Genomic DNA, 13,813 nt, shown 5'->3' with positions numbered 1-13,813 from the left:
CTAGCGGAAGGCACGAAAACCGCAAGAATCCGGGCCGTAACCCGCATATGACGCCATTTGCCGCAGAAAGGCCGTCATTCATGCCTGTACTTCGCCTCCATTCTCTGCTCTGACAGCAACGTCTGTTCCCGCTGGTCCGGCCGTTGCCGCACCGAGCCCTTCCAGGCGCCTTTGCAACAACCCGAGACCCCGACTGCATGTCCTATAAAGACGACACCCTACTCGATCGCCGCGACGCCGCAGCGAAAGCCCGCCAGGCCCTCCTGGAAAAAGCCCGCGCCAACGACCCGACCCGCGATCCGGAATTCGCCGCCCGCCAGGCCGCCCGCGCCGCCGCCAATGCCGAGCGTGAAAAAGCCGCCGCCGAACGCCGCGCCGCCAAGGAAGCCGCCGCCGCCGAAGAGCGCCGCCTTGCCGCCGAAGCCAAGGCCGCTGCTGCCGCTGCCGCCGCACTGGAAGCCGAAAAGAAAAAGCCCGTGCCGAAAACCGAGGCCGAACTGAAGGCGGCGCGCGATGCGCGCTATGCCGCCCGCAAGTCGCGCCAGCGCTAACTGGCGTCCTTCACGCATCCATATCGCCCCGGCCGGCCCAGCCTGCCGGGGCGATTGCGTTTCAGGACTTCACAAAGGGATGAAACGGGATGCGCTCGCGTTTGCTGACGCGCTGGACCAGCTCCGGGATCGCCCGTTTGAAATGTTCGCTGTCCTGATGGGCGGTCCAGCCATCGCGGTCGCGATACAGCTCGAAGATGAAGAAAGACGCCGGATCATCCGGCGACCGATACGGCAGGAACAGCTTCACACCGGGTTCCGCCATCGTGGGCGCAACCAGCCTTGCCAGAATGCCGGCGACCGCATCTTCTTCACCGGGCTTCGCCGTGATCGAGATCGCGACCACGAAGCCATCGTTATAGTCCGCGAAATTCATGCGGCATCTCCCTGCGTCATCGGCATCATGAACCCGGGCAGGGTGCGCCCGATGCCGAGCAGCCAGCGGCCCATCGCACCCGCAACAGTCTGCACAGCGGGGCGCGCCGCCATCGCGCTGCGCCAGCGCACCAGATGCGGCGAGAAGGCATCATCCATCGGCGCATTCATGCGGCTGCCGAAGATCAGCGCCATGAAGAAGGCGATGTCGGCATAGGTGTAATCCGCGCCATTCAGCCATGGCCGCCCATCCGACAGCAGGCCTTCCAGGCGCGCGTAATAGGCAAAGCAGGCCGAGCGCGCGGTGACGGCGGCCGGATCGTCGAGCCTGTCCTGCAGGCTCATCAGGCGGATGACGGGCGGGAAATAGACCTCGTCCGATTCATGCTCCAGCCGGCGCGCCCGCGCCCGGCCGGCGATATCGCGCGGCCAGAGCGGCGCGTCAGGCTTCAGGTCTTCCAGATATTCGAAAATCTGCGTGCTGTCGTAGATCTCGAGGCCATCATGAACCAGAACCGGGACCTGCCGCTTTGGGTTGATGCGCAGCACGTCGGGGTGCTTGGGCTCATACAGCGCCTTCATCTCGAAGGGCACCATCACCAGATCGAACGGGATCGCTTTTTCATGCAGCGCGATCTGCACCTTCGCGCCGAACATGCTGAGCGGGCCCGAGTAGAGCGTGATCGGCGCCATCAGCGGACCCGCAGAAAATCCATGCGCCAGTTGGTTTCCCAGCTGATGCCGTTGTCGCGCGAGAAATCCTGCTCCCAGCGTGGCGCGATCTCGTCCACCATCCAGCGATACCGCACCTTCACGGCATAGCCCTGGTCGATATCATCGCCGAGGAACAGGCCGCGGCGAATATTGTCCGCACCGGTCTCGAACCGGCCGGCCACCGGCGGCTGCAGCAGGCCATCGGCGCTGTTGATCCACCAGATGCGCCAGGCGGCGGCATTGATGTCATAGGCCCGCATGGTCATGCCGGTGAAGCCCTTTGTGGGGAAGCGCAGCTCCTCGACATTCGCGATCCCGTTGAGCTTGCCCTCGCAATGGCCGTAACCGGGGAACACATCCCAGTTTTCCGGATCGGCCTGGTCGAGCCCGGCAAAGCGCTGCTTCAGGCGGTGATTGGTCAGGCTCCAGCGACCATAGAGGAAATCGAAATCGCCGCGGCCATCCTGGGGTTTGGCGTCCGTGGGGGCGTCATCATTGGCGGTCGTCATCGTGGACACCCTGTCAGTGAGGCGCTTCAGCATGGACATGGGATATCTCCTCAGCTTGCGGCCGGTACGGGCGCAGGACGCTTGGCATAGCCCATCGCTTCCACGATCAGGCCGTCGCGCACCCGCATCAGGTTGAGGCCGCGCAGCGCATCCGCGCCGTTGGGGCCGAAGACATAGCGCCAGCGGATCAGCGCGCGCTCGCCGGCCACCAGCACCTCTTCCTGCTCGAAGGCGCTATGCGTCTCCGACGCGAGACCTTGCCATATCGTCAGCGCGGCAGCCTTGCCGACCAGCAGCGCACCATCGGGCGCGGGCGTGATCGCCTCGATCACGATGTCATCCGACACCAGGCCGGGGATGACCTCGGGCGTGTGGTTGTGGAATGCAAGATTGAAGGCGTCGATCACCGCCGCCGTCGACCGCGAGACGGGGTCGTCAGAAGCCAGAACGGCGGCGGTGAAGATGCCGAGCGCCTGCTGGGGGGCGGTTGGCTCGGCGGGGACAGGCTTGGAGACGGGGGACTGGTCGGTCATGACGGGGGAGGCTCCCTTTTTTTGTTGTGACGCCACCCTAGTCCCCTATTCCTGACACCGAATGTCAGGATTATCCGGTATAGTCAAAAAATGCGTGCGAGCCGACTGATCTCCCTCCTGATGCTGCTGCAGACCCGCGGCCGGATGACGGCCGAGGCGCTGGCCGGCGAATTCGAGGTCTCGGTGCGCACCATCTATCGCGACATCGACCACCTGAGCGCCGCCGGCGTGCCGGTCTATGCCGATCGCGGCCCCAGCGGCGGCTTCGCGCTGCTGGACGGCTATCGCACCAAGCTGACCGGCATGACGGCCGCCGAGGCCGAGACGCTGTTTCTCGCCGGCCTGCCCGGCCCCGCCGCCGAACTGGGCCTGGCCGAGATCATGGCCACCGCACAGTTGAAGTTGCTCGCAGCATTGCCGCCGGCCTTGCAGCAGCAGGCCGAGCGCGTAGCGGCGCGTTTCCATCTCGATCCGGTGGGCTGGTTCCGCGACGGCGATCAGGCCGCGACCGCGCATTTGCGCGCGCTGGCCGATGCGGTGTGGAACGCCAGGCCGATGCGGATGATTTACCGAAGCTGGCAAAAAGTGAGCGAGCGCGAGCTGATGCCGCGCGGCCTGATCCTGAAATCGGGCGTGTGGTACATGGCGGGACAGACGATTGAGCGCAGCGCGAAGAAGCCTGCGACCTGCGGCGAGATGCGGTCCTACCGCGTCGGCAACATCCAGACGCTGGCGGTGCTGGAGTCCGTTGAGACTTTTCCACTGCCGAAAGATTTCGATCTCGCCGGCTGGTGGGCGGAATCGAGCAAGCGCTTCGAGGCCGAAATCTTCACCGGCACGGCGACCCTGCGCATCAGTCCGCGGGGCCTGCGCTGGCTGCGCGGCCTGTCGCCCGCCATGCATGCCGGCGCTGAACAGACCATGCAGGCGGCCGATGCCGAAGGCTGGCATCGCGTCACCATTCCGATCGAGGAAACCGACTATGCCGCCGGGCTGATGCTGCGGCTGGAAGATCAGGCGGAAGTGCTGGAACCGGCGGCGCTGCGTGAGGCCGTGCTGCAGAGGGTGCAGCGCCTGCGCGCGCTGTATGACTCTCCCGGCGTATGACTCTCCCGGCGCCGCCTGACCTGAGTGATCAGGCCGGCGCGCCGGGAGCGACGCTCGCCAAGATCGCTGGATAGGGGCGTTATCCCGCGAGCATCGCGGGTTCAGATGACGCAGCTTGGCCGTAGATCAAGCCTGCTGTTTTGCCGGCCTTTATTTTACGGGGCCGGGATTCTGCGGCAGCGACGTGCCCGAAGACGCCATCAGCGCGAAGGTCAGCAGCGTCGCCATCGGAATGGGCCGGCCGTGAAGCTGCGCCCGGGTTTCGGCGGGCGGCGTGATCACAGCGGGTTCAGCCTGCACGGCTGCGGGCTGACCCAGACCCTCCTTCGCCGGCAAGGCCTCGCCGGCCATCGCCAGCGCCGGCTCACGGGGCGCGCAGTCTTCCATCGGCTCGCCAAAGGCCAGCGGCGAGCGCTGCGACCAGTCGTCGGCGCGCGAGATTTCCGGCAATACCGCCAGAATCAGCGCCGTAGAGATGAGAAACGCCCGGAAGATCTGCATGATAAGCCACCCCGCGTGCGGTGCATGACTGCAGCCTCAAACCGAAGCGTGGCCTAAAGGTTCCTCGAAAAATTGCAGGGGATGCGTTTGTCACGCGGACACCATCAGGCATCCGCCGTGTCGCTCTCCCAACCGCCGGCTTTGGCATCCAGCGTGCCGCGCGTGATCACGGCATCCCCGGGCAGGAGATCAGCGGCGCCATAATCGGGCTGGCCGCGCAACTGCGCATAGAGTGGCGTGAAATCGGGCCGCGTGGCGGTGAACAGCTCCTCGAAGCTTCTGATGACGAAATAGGTCTTCTGGAAAGTGTCGATGCGGTAGCGCGTGCGCATGACGCGCAGCAGATCGAAGCGCACACGGTTGGGCGCATCAGAGTCGAGACAAAAGACGCTTTCGGTTTTTGAGGACAGAATCCCGCTGCCGTAGATGCGCCGACTGCCGTCGGGCTGTTCGATCAGGCCGAACTCCACCGTGTACCAGTAGAGCCGCGCCAGATGATGCAGCGCATCGAGGCCGGCCGCTTTCAGCCCGCCTTTTCCGTAGGCTTCCATGTAATCGGCGAACACCGGATTCATCAGCAACGGCACATGGCCGTAGATGTCGTGGAAGCAATCCGGCTCCTGGATGTAATCGAGCTGCGCGCGTTTGCGGATCCACCAGGTGACGGGAAAGCGCCGGTTGGCGAGATGGCCGAAGAAGACATCGTCGGGCACCAGGCCGGGCACGCAGACGATGCGCCAGCCCGTCGCCTTCTCCAGCACGTCCGACAGTCTTTCAAAATCGGGAATGCCGCCCCCTTCATCATAATTGGCGGCCATGCCCAGCCCGGTGAGGCCGTCGAGGAATTGCTGGCAGGCGCGGCCGGGCAGCAAGGCGGCCTGGCGCCGGAACAGATCGCGCCAGACGGCATGATCATCGGCCGTGTATTTGTGACGCGGCTGCGGATGGGTGAAGTCGGCAGCGACGTCCAGGTCATGATCGATATCGCGGACAGCCATGACGGACCTCCGGAAGGAATGTCATGGCCCTCAGGCTAGGCGCGTCGGCATGCAAAAACCCCGCGATCTGACGCATATCTTTGTGACTTTTCACAATTTTCATGCATAAAATAGAAAAATACGCGAGATTCATGCATGCAGCCCGCCCTGGACGTTTTCGACCTGAAACTGCTGACCGAGCTGCAGAAAAACGGCCGCGCGCCCAGTGCCGCCCTGGCCGAAAGCGTGGGGTTATCCGCCAGCCAAGTGAGCCGGCGGCTCAGCAAACTGGAAGAGGATGGCGTGATCGCCTCCTACGCGGCGCTGCTCAGCCCCGAGGCGGTGGGCCTGACCGTGCTGGCCTTCAGCAATATCTCGCTGGAGCGCCAGGCCGAACAGATGGATGCGTTTGAAGCGGCGGTGACGCGCTTTCCCGAAATCCTCGAATGCTGGTCGGTGACGGGCGAGGCCGATTTCGTGCTGCGCATCGTGGCGAAGGATTTAAAAAGCTTCGCCGATTTTCTGTCGCAGCATCTGTTGCGCGTGCCCGGCGTACGCGCGGTGCGCAGCTCGATCGTGCTGCACCGGATCAAGCAGACGACGGCGCTCCCTTTGTAGGGATTACTTGCCCAGAAATTCCGGCGTCGCCGAGGCGATGAGGAGTTCGGTCAGGCCGGTCATCGCCTTCTGCACGCGATCGAAACCGACCGACTTCACGATCTTGGTCTCGTCCATGTAGAGATCGCGGTTGATCTCGAGCTGCAGCGTATGGATGCCTTTTTCGCGGCGCGAGTAATGCTGCGTGATATATCCGCCGGCATAGGGCTTGTTGCGCGCGACGCTGAAGCCGCGCGATTTCAGATAGTCATCCACGCGGTCGACCAGGCGCGTCGGGCAGGACACGCCGTGGAAGTCGCCCAGCACCATGTCGGCGCGGCGCATGCCGGCATCGGGCATGTTGTTGCCGCCGACAGACGGCATCGAATGGCAATCCAGCAGCAGCGCCACGCCGTGATGCTTGCGCGCTTCGGCCAGCAGCGCATCGAGCGCGTCGTGATAGGGACGCCAGCAGGTCTCGACCCGGCGCTCGGCCTCGGTGAAGGGAATCTTGCCCTTGTAGATTTCCATGCCGCCGGCGACGACGCGCGCGATGGTGCCGAGGCCGGCGCCGATCTTGCTGCTGTCGGTGACGCAATGCGCGGGCAGCGGCGCATCGAACATGCCGGGATCGAGTTCGTAGGCGGCGCGGTTCGGATCGCAATAGGCGCGCGGGAACAGTGCTTCCAGCAGCGGCGCGCCGAGCGAGGGCCCGGCCTTGTAGAGGTCGTGGATGAAGGCGTCTTCGGAGCGGCGGAGCGTCAGCGCGTCGAGCTGGCTGAAGGCCTTGAAGCTGGCGGGATAGATATCGCCCGAATGGGGCGAGGACAGCACCAGCGCGCTGCGGCCGGCAGCCGGCAGGGTGACCCGGATCGGCGGGTCATTGGGGAATTCCGGATCGGGCTGAAACCGGCGGGTTTTAAGCGTGGCGCTGCTTGTCATGCAAACCTGGAAAAGCTGGCCGGACGGGTCAAAACCCGCATGGCCGGGAACTGGGGCACTGGGAGGAGAATATGGGGCATCCGGGCGGGACTTGCCAACCGGCGTCGCAGCCATTAAAAGCCAGCCGTCCGGTCGACCCCCGGGCATCCGGCCCCCTGGGGGCGGATTCATGCGTAATGGGCGGTTAGCTCAGCGGTAGAGCACTACATTGACATTGTAGGGGTCACAAGTTCGATCCTTGTACCGCCCACCACGCACTCCCCGGCTTACCCTTAGCCCCTCACTTACCCCCTAGAGAGTGCGGCCAGGAACGGTTCCACCACCGGGCCCCAGGTCTTCGTGCCGTCGCGCCCGAAGAAGAGTCCGTGGCCGTCCTTGCCCCAGGGACCGAGCAGGTGGAACCCTGCCTTGCCGCCGGCCGCCGTGAAGGCGGCATGCATGCCTTTGGACATCTCGGGCGCGAAGAAGGTGTCATTCTCGGTGTACACCCACAGCATCGGCAGACGCGCGGTGCCACCGAATTTCCCCGCCGCGTCGATCAGCGCCGGCGGCGAACAGTTGGTGTTGGGCTTGTCTTCCGCCCAGCCGCCGCGACCACCGGCGAAATTGATCAGCCCGACGACACCGGCAGGATTGCGGCTGGCATAGGCGATCGTGCCCCAGCCGCCGGCCGATTGTCCGACGATCAGCGTGCGGCCCTGCTGCACATAGGGTTGCGCGGTCATGTAGCGCACGGCCGCATCGATATCATCGGCCGTCGCCAGACCGCCGCGCGTGAAATTCGGCCGCGTGCAGCTGCCGTAATTCTCCGCCCAGTCGCCGCCGCTTTCGCCATAGCCGCGCCGCTGCGGGAAGGCGACGACATAGCCGCGGTCGAGAAACCAGCGCGCGGCTTCTGAATCGCAAGCCGTCGGCTTCATGCCGGGACGCTGCGCGGCATTGGCCGGCGAGCCATGATTGATCACCGCCAGCGGCGCCGGCGCATCGCCGGGAAATTTATCGATGGCGGGACGGCAGCTGCGCAGCAGCAGCACGCTTTCGCGTTTCGCGCCGTCGACATAGGACCAGATCCAGTGCAGCTGCATGCGCGCCGCGCCCTCGGGCGCGGCCTGCGGACCGATGGTCAGGGTCTGGGCGGGAGCGGCGGTCGCAAGGAACAGGGTGGCCAGCAGCGCCATCCAGAGCGCCCGCCGGGGCACCAGATTGGGCACCAGAGCAGGCCCTGGCCGGGGTGCCGGCCCTAGCGTGCATGTCATCCTTGTATCCCCCGCTTCCCGCGCGATCAGCGATAGTAAATCTAGCAAACATCGACCACGACGCGTATTGCCTCTCGTCGTATTCGCTGAAAAAGCCAGAAAACCCTGCTTTTTCATTTAGATAAAATTAAGCATACTGCTCCGAGATTAGGGTCAGGCAACAGGCCGGTTCCCAAGCGAGCCGGCCGGGCCACTGGTGGGGAAGGTGCGGATCATGACGGTGGAAACGGCAACCGTTGCTATCGGCAGCGTGTTCATCGAGCACTCACGGTTTCTGCCCGAACCGGCGCGGACGCGCTGGCGCGTCGAACGCATCGTCGCCCTGCCCAATCTTCCCGAGCATGCCGCCATCCGCAAACTGGAATCCGGCGGCGAAGAACGCCTGATCACCCTGCAGGCGCTGATGCAGAGCGGCAAGTATACCCGCGAGAACTGATCCGGGCCCGCTGCCGGACTGAAATCCCCGGCATTATCAAGAATTTAGACTCTACTTTCCCAAAACACGCATAGCCTGAAGACGAATTCTCAAGATACGGGTCTGCCTTGCGGCGGACCCTGCGGGGGGTCCGTCATGTTCCGTCACTCACTCAATCGCCTGCTGCTGGCGATCATTCTGCTGCTCGGTGTGGTGGGTCTTGCGGTCACCCTGGTGCAGATGCGCACCGCCTACATCGCCGCCGACGAGAAGGGCAAGATTCTCGCGCTGGCCCGCGCCGACCGGCTGCTGTTCGACGGCGTCGCCAATTTCCGCGTCCAGCGCGGCCAGGCCCAGGCCGACATCCTGTCCCTGGATAACGGCCGCGCCGCGATGGAGACCATCAAGGCGGATTACGCCAAGCGCTATGCCAATGTGCAGCAGGCCTTTGTCGGTCTCGAGATTCCCGATCAGGCGAAACTGAAGGCCGCCATCGCCGAACAATGGGCCATCGTCGACGGCAAATTCCCCGGCCTGATCGCCGAGGGCGACAAGCCCAAGGCCAGCCGCGCCATCGCCAATACCAATGACTGGTACAATTCCACCACCGGACTCATCAACGCGGTGAACGCCACCTCCGCCGTGGTGAGCAACGAGGTCCGCATCCTTGACCCGATGATCGCCGAACTGGTGCAGGTGCGCCGTTTCGCCTGGCAGATTCGCGACCGCTATGGCATCCAGTGCTCGATCCAGCGCCAGAACATCAACACCAGCAAACCACTGGACGATAGCCAGCGCGCCACGCTGACGCGCAACCGCGGCATCGTCATCGCCGGCTGGGAAGGCCTGGAGGAACTGGTCACCCGCAACGGCGTCTCGGCCACGGTGCTGAAGGCCGTGCGCGAAGCCAAGGCCGCGCATGACAAGGCGCAGGCCGGCATCGACGCGGTGATCCCCAAACTGGACGGCAGCGGCAATCCGGCGATGAGCCCGGCGGAATGGAACACGCTCTGTCAGGGCCCCTTCGACCAGATCGTCGGCCTCGCCTATATCGCGCTGGATGAAGTGATCGCCTATGCCGACCGCGAGCAGGATGCCGCCGAACGCCGCCTGATGATCGCTGGCGGTGCGGTGGCCGTGGCGTTGCTGCTGGCGCTGATCGGCATCGTGGTGCTGCGGCGACGCTTCGCCGGCCCGGTGCATCGCCTGCTGGTCGCCGTCGACAGCCTGCGCCAGCGCGATTACGCCACGCCGGTGCCGGTGGCGGCGAATCCCGACGAACTCGGCCGCATCACGGCGGCACTGGAAGGCCTGCGCGAAAGCGCGGGCCAGGCCCAGCGCCTGGAAGCCGAAGAACGCGACCGCAGCGCCGCGCAGCAGCGTGCGCAGGAAGACGAGATCGCGCGCAACAATGCGATCAGTCGCGAGATCGCCGCCTTCTGCACCGCCATCGCGGCGGGCAAGATCGACAGCCGCATCGACGAGCAGGGCAAGAGCGGCGTCTTCCTCGACCTGTCGCAGCAGATGAACGGCCTGGCCGGCACACTGGACAATGTGGTGGGCGAATTCACCGCGGTGATGGGCGGCATGGCCGAAGGCGATGTCACGCGCCAGGTCAACGGCGCCTATGACGGCGCCTTCGGTCGCCTGAAGGAAGCTGCCAACCGCATGGCGCAGCGCCTGCGCGAGATCGCCGGCCAGCTGGGTGAGAGCACCAATGCGGTGCACAGCGCCTCGGCCGAACTGATGGCCGGCAACCAGGATCTGGCGCAGCGCACGGAAAGCCAGGCCGCCTCGATCGAGGAGACCGCGGCGTCCATGCACGAGATCACCGCCACCGTGAAGCAGAATGCCGACAACGCGCAGGCGGCCAGCCAGCTCGCCGTGATGGCGCGCGACACGGCTGCCAAGGGCGGCACGGTCGTGGCCGAAGCAGTGACCGCCGTGACGCAGATCGAGGGCAGCGCCAAGAAGATCGCCGATATCGTGTCGCTGATCGACGAGATCGCCTTCCAGACGAATCTCCTTGCACTCAATGCCTCGGTGGAAGCCGCGCGTGCGGGTGAAGCCGGCAAGGGCTTTGCCGTCGTCGCGCAGGAAGTGCGCGCGCTGGCCCAGCGCTCGGCCAACGCATCGAAGGACATCAAGACCCTGATCTCGGAGTCGAACGCGCAGGTGAAGACCGGCGCGGCGCTGGTGAACCAGGCCGGCAGTTCGCTGACCGACATCGTCTCAGCCGTGAAGAAGGTGACCGATATCGTCGCCGAGATCGCAGCGGCCTCGCGCGAGCAGGCGACGGGCCTCGACCAGATCAACACCGCCGTCGGCCAGATGGACGAGATGACCCAGCGTAATGCGGCGCTGGTGGAAGAGAATACCGCCGTGACGCAGTCGATGGCGAACCAGGCCGGCCGGCTGGCCGAACTGGTGCGTTTCTTCCGCACATAAGGGCACGCGGCTAGACGACTCGGGACGCAGGATAGTCCGTGCGCGGACAAGCACGCGAGATTGATAGAGTCCGTCTATCACCTTGAAAAAAAACATTACCAACGGATTTGTTTTGCTGTTTTGATGAACAATGCTCGCAATACGGGCATGCATGGTTAATCAGAAGAAGTCTGTCATTGCCCCGGGGGAACACATGCTGATCGGCCGCCTGCCGCTTGTCACCAAGATCACACTCATCGTCTCAGCCCTCATCGTCCTGACTGCGGTCTCGCTGGGCGGCGCCGCGCTGTGGCGCATTCGCAGCGAGATCGCCCAGCAGGTGATCCAGCAGCAGAACAACAGCCTGCGCACACTGGCGGTGCTGGTGCGCAAGAGCTTCCCCGAGACGAAATTCGACATCGACGCCAACGGCGTGGTCGGCCGCGTCACCATGACCGCGATCCCCGACTTCACCAGCCATGACATGATCGACGAAGTCGGCAAGGTGACGGGCGAGACCGCCACGCTGTTCCGCTGGCAGGAAGCCGAACAGGACTTCTTCCGCAAGACCACCAACATCATCCGCGACGATGGCCAGCGCGCCGTCGGCACGCCGCTGGGCAAGGGCAGCGCCGCCTATGGACCGGTGACGCAGGGCCGCACCTATCTGGGCGAGGCGGTGATTCTCGGCAAACCCTATTACACCGTCTATCACCCGGTGCATGACCCGGCCGGCAAGGTGATCGGCATTCTCTATGCCGGCGTGCTGAAGTCGCATATCGAAGCTTTCGGCGACCGCATCGCGATGAACCTGCTGGTGGTCGGCATCATCGCCGTGCTGTTCGGCGGCATCATCGCCGTGATGCTGACGCGCCTGCTGCTGCGGCCGCTGCCGAAGATCGCCGGCTGGACCGAGGAACTGGCCGCCAACAACATGCGTGTCGAGATCGGCTATCGCGACCGCAGCGACGAGGTCGGCAAGCTGGCGCGCGCGCTGGAGAAACTCAAGCAGACGTCGGTGGGCGCGGCGCGCGCCCAGAGCGGCGTCGACAACGTCACCGCCAATGTGATGATCGCCGATGCCGACAATGTCATCGTCTACTGCAACCGCGCGGTGCTGGCGACGCTGAAGAGCGCCCAGGACGATATCCGCCGTGACCTGCCGGATTTCGACGCCGACGATCTGATCGGCAAGACGATCGATGTCTTCCAGAAAACGTCCGGGGCCAGCCAGCTGACAACATTGAAGGAAGGCGAGCGCACGCGCTTCGTGCTGGGCGGCCGCAGCTTTGACCTGATCGCCAATCCCGCCGTCAATCCGCGCGGCGAACGCGTCGGCACCGTGGTGGAATGGGCCGACCGCACCGAGGAAATCCGGCTTGGCAACGAAGTTGTGGCGCTGATCGAGAGCGCCACCGAGAAGGGCTTCTCCGAACGCGTCGATGTGTCGGACAAGACCGGCTTCATCAAGTCGCTGGGACAGGCCATCAACACGATGTCCGACAAATGCCAGGCGATGACCGGCGAGATCGCCACCGCAATCAGCGCCATGGCGCAGGGCGACCTGACGCAGAACCTGACCCGCGAATATCCGGGCATCTTCGGCCAGCTCAAGGTGGGCGCCAACGCGCTGGTGGAACGCCTGCGCGATTTCGCCATCCGGCTGAACGACACCGCGCGCACCGTGCGCGATGCATCGAGCGAAATCTCGTCCGGCAGCCTCGATCTGGCCAGCCGCACGGAATCGCAGGCCGCCTCAATCGAGGAAACCGCTGCCTCGATGCACGAGATCACCACCACGGTGCGGCAGAATGCCGACAACGCCCAGGCGGCGAACCAGCTCGCCACCGCGGCGCGCGACACCGCCGAGAAGGGCGGCAGCGTGGTTTCGGATGCCGTCACCGCCGTGACGCAGATCGAGGCCAGCGCGCAGAAGATCAGCGACATCGTCGGCCTGATCGACGAGATCGCCTTCCAGACCAACCTGCTGGCGCTCAATGCTTCGGTCGAGGCGGCGCGTGCCGGCGAGGCCGGCAAGGGTTTCGCCGTCGTGGCGCAGGAAGTGCGCGCACTGGCGCAACGCTCTGCCAACGCGTCGAAGGACATCAAGGCGCTGATCGCGGAGTCGAACGCGCAGGTGAAGACCGGCGCCTCGCTGGTCAACCAGACCGGCAGTTCGCTGACCGACATCGTCGCCGCCATCAAGAAGGTCTCGGATATTGTCGCCGAGATCGCGGCGGCGTCGCGCGAGCAGGCCACCGGCCTGGAGCAGGTCAACACCGCCGTCGGTTCGATGGACGAGATGACACAGCGCAACGGCGCGCTGGTCGAAGAGACCTCGGCCTCGGCCCAGGCGCTGGCCGATCAGGGTCGCCAGCTCGCCGAGCTGGTCGGCTTCTTCAAGCTTGGCGGCGTCGGCACGTCACCGGTGGCGAAAGCCGCGCCGGCCGCGCCAGCGAAACCGAACGTGGCCGCAGCGCCGGCGATCAAGCCGCCCGCCGCCAAGCCGCCGGCAACCAGTCCCCCCGCTGCCAGTGCACCCCCAGCCGCAAAGCCGGCAGCCCCCAAACCGCAGGCCGCCGCGCCCGCGCCGAAGCCCGCCGCAAAGCCGGCGCCGAAACCGGCCCAGGCCGACGATGACGACTGGAAGGAATTCTGAACCGGCGACGATCACGCAGCGTCATCGTCAGCCTGAAAGAATTCGGAAGATTTCGATGCGGCCGGGCCATGTGCCCGGCCGCATCACGTAACCTCGAAGATTACGTGACGTCATCACGCTGACCGACACACCGTGATGTAACTTCTGGCTGTGCTCGAACCAATTTGCGCGACATGTCCGGCCGCGGTTTTAACCATGTTTTGAGGACACCTGCGACACTCTGGCTTTAATCGAGGGTTGCATGCGCAAT

The 13,813-nt window shown here is 64.9% G+C and carries 14 protein-coding genes and 1 tRNA gene; 7 read left to right on the top strand and 8 right to left on the bottom strand.

Translation table 11 applies throughout. The annotated features are described in order from the left end of the window. The first annotated feature begins 197 nt into the window (after positions 1-197). Positions 198-551, top strand: coding sequence for a DUF6481 family protein (locus AC1RRE_RS02760; protein ID WP_492979538.1), 354 nt, complete (start codon positions 198-200; stop codon positions 549-551). A gap of 61 nt (positions 552-612) precedes the next feature. Here the strand turns inward: AC1RRE_RS02760 and AC1RRE_RS02755 are convergent, their stop codons facing one another. The 4 genes from AC1RRE_RS02755 to AC1RRE_RS02740 are packed head-to-tail and all read right to left on the bottom strand — an operon-like array spanning position 613 to position 2,682. Continuing rightward, positions 613-927: a putative quinol monooxygenase gene (locus tag AC1RRE_RS02755; RefSeq protein ID WP_492979537.1), complete on the bottom strand. Its 315-nt coding sequence runs from the start codon at positions 925-927 to the stop codon at positions 613-615. Further along, entirely contained in the window at positions 924-1,619 is a 696-nt protein-coding gene (locus tag AC1RRE_RS02750; protein ID WP_492979536.1) for a glutathione S-transferase family protein, read from the bottom strand. Before AC1RRE_RS02750 ends, AC1RRE_RS02755 begins: the two co-directional genes overlap by 4 nt. Continuing rightward, the gene (locus AC1RRE_RS02745) at positions 1,619-2,188 is read right to left on the bottom strand and encodes a hypothetical protein (RefSeq protein WP_492979534.1); all 570 of its coding nucleotides are present in this window, start codon (positions 2,186-2,188) and stop codon (positions 1,619-1,621) included. The genes AC1RRE_RS02750 and AC1RRE_RS02745 overlap by 1 nt, the downstream gene beginning before the upstream one ends. A gap of 11 nt (positions 2,189-2,199) precedes the next feature. Then, a complete protein-coding gene (locus AC1RRE_RS02740; RefSeq protein WP_492979533.1) occupies positions 2,200-2,682 on the bottom strand; it encodes a nuclear transport factor 2 family protein in 483 nt (160 codons plus the stop codon). Between the two features lie 90 nt (positions 2,683-2,772). On the opposite strand from AC1RRE_RS02740, the gene AC1RRE_RS02735 reads away from it, so the two are divergent. After that, complete coding sequence (locus tag AC1RRE_RS02735; protein ID WP_492979531.1) at positions 2,773-3,789, top strand: helix-turn-helix transcriptional regulator; 1,017 nt, start codon at positions 2,773-2,775, stop codon at positions 3,787-3,789. A gap of 150 nt (positions 3,790-3,939) precedes the next feature. Here AC1RRE_RS02735 and AC1RRE_RS02730 read toward each other — a convergent pair whose 3' ends face one another. Further along, the gene (locus tag AC1RRE_RS02730) at positions 3,940-4,290 is read right to left on the bottom strand and encodes a hypothetical protein (RefSeq protein WP_492979530.1); all 351 of its coding nucleotides are present in this window, start codon (positions 4,288-4,290) and stop codon (positions 3,940-3,942) included. 104 nt (positions 4,291-4,394) lie between these two features. Further along, positions 4,395-5,288 carry a phenylalanine 4-monooxygenase gene (gene phhA / locus AC1RRE_RS02725; RefSeq protein ID WP_492979529.1) on the bottom strand — a complete coding sequence of 298 codons (894 nt, stop codon included), beginning with the start codon at positions 5,286-5,288 and terminating at the stop codon, positions 4,395-4,397. A gap of 135 nt (positions 5,289-5,423) precedes the next feature. On the opposite strand from phhA, the gene AC1RRE_RS02720 reads away from it, so the two are divergent. Next, the gene (locus tag AC1RRE_RS02720; RefSeq protein WP_492979528.1) at positions 5,424-5,885 is read left to right on the top strand and encodes an Lrp/AsnC family transcriptional regulator; all 462 of its coding nucleotides are present in this window, start codon (positions 5,424-5,426) and stop codon (positions 5,883-5,885) included. Between the two features lie 3 nt (positions 5,886-5,888). Here the strand turns inward: AC1RRE_RS02720 and AC1RRE_RS02715 are convergent, their stop codons facing one another. Continuing rightward, on the bottom strand, positions 5,889-6,806 hold the full coding sequence (locus AC1RRE_RS02715) for an N-formylglutamate amidohydrolase (RefSeq protein ID WP_492979527.1): 918 nt from the start codon (positions 6,804-6,806) through the stop codon (positions 5,889-5,891). A gap of 178 nt (positions 6,807-6,984) precedes the next feature. Between AC1RRE_RS02715 and AC1RRE_RS02710 the strand changes: the two genes are divergently transcribed. Next, positions 6,985-7,059: transfer RNA gene (locus tag AC1RRE_RS02710), tRNA-Val, on the top strand. A 31-nt stretch (positions 7,060-7,090) separates the two neighbouring features. On the opposite strand, the gene AC1RRE_RS02705 is transcribed toward AC1RRE_RS02710, so the two are convergent. Further along, a complete protein-coding gene (locus AC1RRE_RS02705; RefSeq protein ID WP_492979526.1) occupies positions 7,091-8,017 on the bottom strand; it encodes an alpha/beta hydrolase family protein in 927 nt (308 codons plus the stop codon). Between the two features lie 259 nt (positions 8,018-8,276). On the opposite strand from AC1RRE_RS02705, the gene AC1RRE_RS02700 reads away from it, so the two are divergent. The 3 genes from AC1RRE_RS02700 (at position 8,277) to AC1RRE_RS02690 (ending at position 13,563) form a co-directional block, all read left to right on the top strand. Then, positions 8,277-8,498: a hypothetical protein gene (locus AC1RRE_RS02700; protein WP_492979525.1), complete on the top strand. Its 222-nt coding sequence runs from the start codon at positions 8,277-8,279 to the stop codon at positions 8,496-8,498. 135 nt (positions 8,499-8,633) lie between these two features. Further along, positions 8,634-10,925, top strand: coding sequence for a methyl-accepting chemotaxis protein (locus AC1RRE_RS02695; RefSeq protein WP_492979524.1), 2,292 nt, complete (start codon positions 8,634-8,636; stop codon positions 10,923-10,925). A gap of 193 nt (positions 10,926-11,118) precedes the next feature. Further along, a complete protein-coding gene (locus AC1RRE_RS02690; protein WP_492979523.1) occupies positions 11,119-13,563 on the top strand; it encodes a methyl-accepting chemotaxis protein in 2,445 nt (814 codons plus the stop codon). Positions 13,564-13,813 lie beyond the last annotated feature (250 nt).

The organism is Ferrovibrio sp. GW821-FHT12D07 (genome assembly GCF_058807275.1).
Note: the sequence above shows the minus strand (reverse complement) of the source record. Positions and strands in the feature narration are given on the sequence as shown.

Excerpts from the sequence above, each read along its gene's own strand:
- AC1RRE_RS02720 (WP_492979528.1), top strand. The coding sequence starts at position 5,424 with ATGCAGCCCGCCCTGGACGTTTTCGACCTGAAACTGCTGACCGAGCTG.
- AC1RRE_RS02735 (WP_492979531.1), top strand. The coding sequence starts at position 2,773 with ATGCGTGCGAGCCGACTGATCTCCCTCCTGATGCTGCTGCAGACCCGC.
- AC1RRE_RS02755 (WP_492979537.1), bottom strand. The coding sequence starts at position 927 with ATGAATTTCGCGGACTATAACGATGGCTTCGTGGTCGCGATCTCGATC.
- AC1RRE_RS02750 (WP_492979536.1), bottom strand. The coding sequence starts at position 1,619 with ATGGCGCCGATCACGCTCTACTCGGGCCCGCTCAGCATGTTCGGCGCG.
- AC1RRE_RS02760 (WP_492979538.1), top strand. The coding sequence starts at position 198 with ATGTCCTATAAAGACGACACCCTACTCGATCGCCGCGACGCCGCAGCG.
- phhA (WP_492979529.1), bottom strand. The coding sequence starts at position 5,288 with ATGGCTGTCCGCGATATCGATCATGACCTGGACGTCGCTGCCGACTTC.
- AC1RRE_RS02715 (WP_492979527.1), bottom strand. The coding sequence starts at position 6,806 with ATGACAAGCAGCGCCACGCTTAAAACCCGCCGGTTTCAGCCCGATCCG.
- AC1RRE_RS02690 (WP_492979523.1), top strand. The coding sequence starts at position 11,119 with ATGCTGATCGGCCGCCTGCCGCTTGTCACCAAGATCACACTCATCGTC.
- AC1RRE_RS02740 (WP_492979533.1), bottom strand. The coding sequence starts at position 2,682 with ATGACCGACCAGTCCCCCGTCTCCAAGCCTGTCCCCGCCGAGCCAACC.
- AC1RRE_RS02700 (WP_492979525.1), top strand. The coding sequence starts at position 8,277 with ATGACGGTGGAAACGGCAACCGTTGCTATCGGCAGCGTGTTCATCGAG.
- AC1RRE_RS02730 (WP_492979530.1), bottom strand. The coding sequence starts at position 4,290 with ATGCAGATCTTCCGGGCGTTTCTCATCTCTACGGCGCTGATTCTGGCG.
- AC1RRE_RS02695 (WP_492979524.1), top strand. The coding sequence starts at position 8,634 with ATGTTCCGTCACTCACTCAATCGCCTGCTGCTGGCGATCATTCTGCTG.
- AC1RRE_RS02745 (WP_492979534.1), bottom strand. The coding sequence starts at position 2,188 with ATGTCCATGCTGAAGCGCCTCACTGACAGGGTGTCCACGATGACGACC.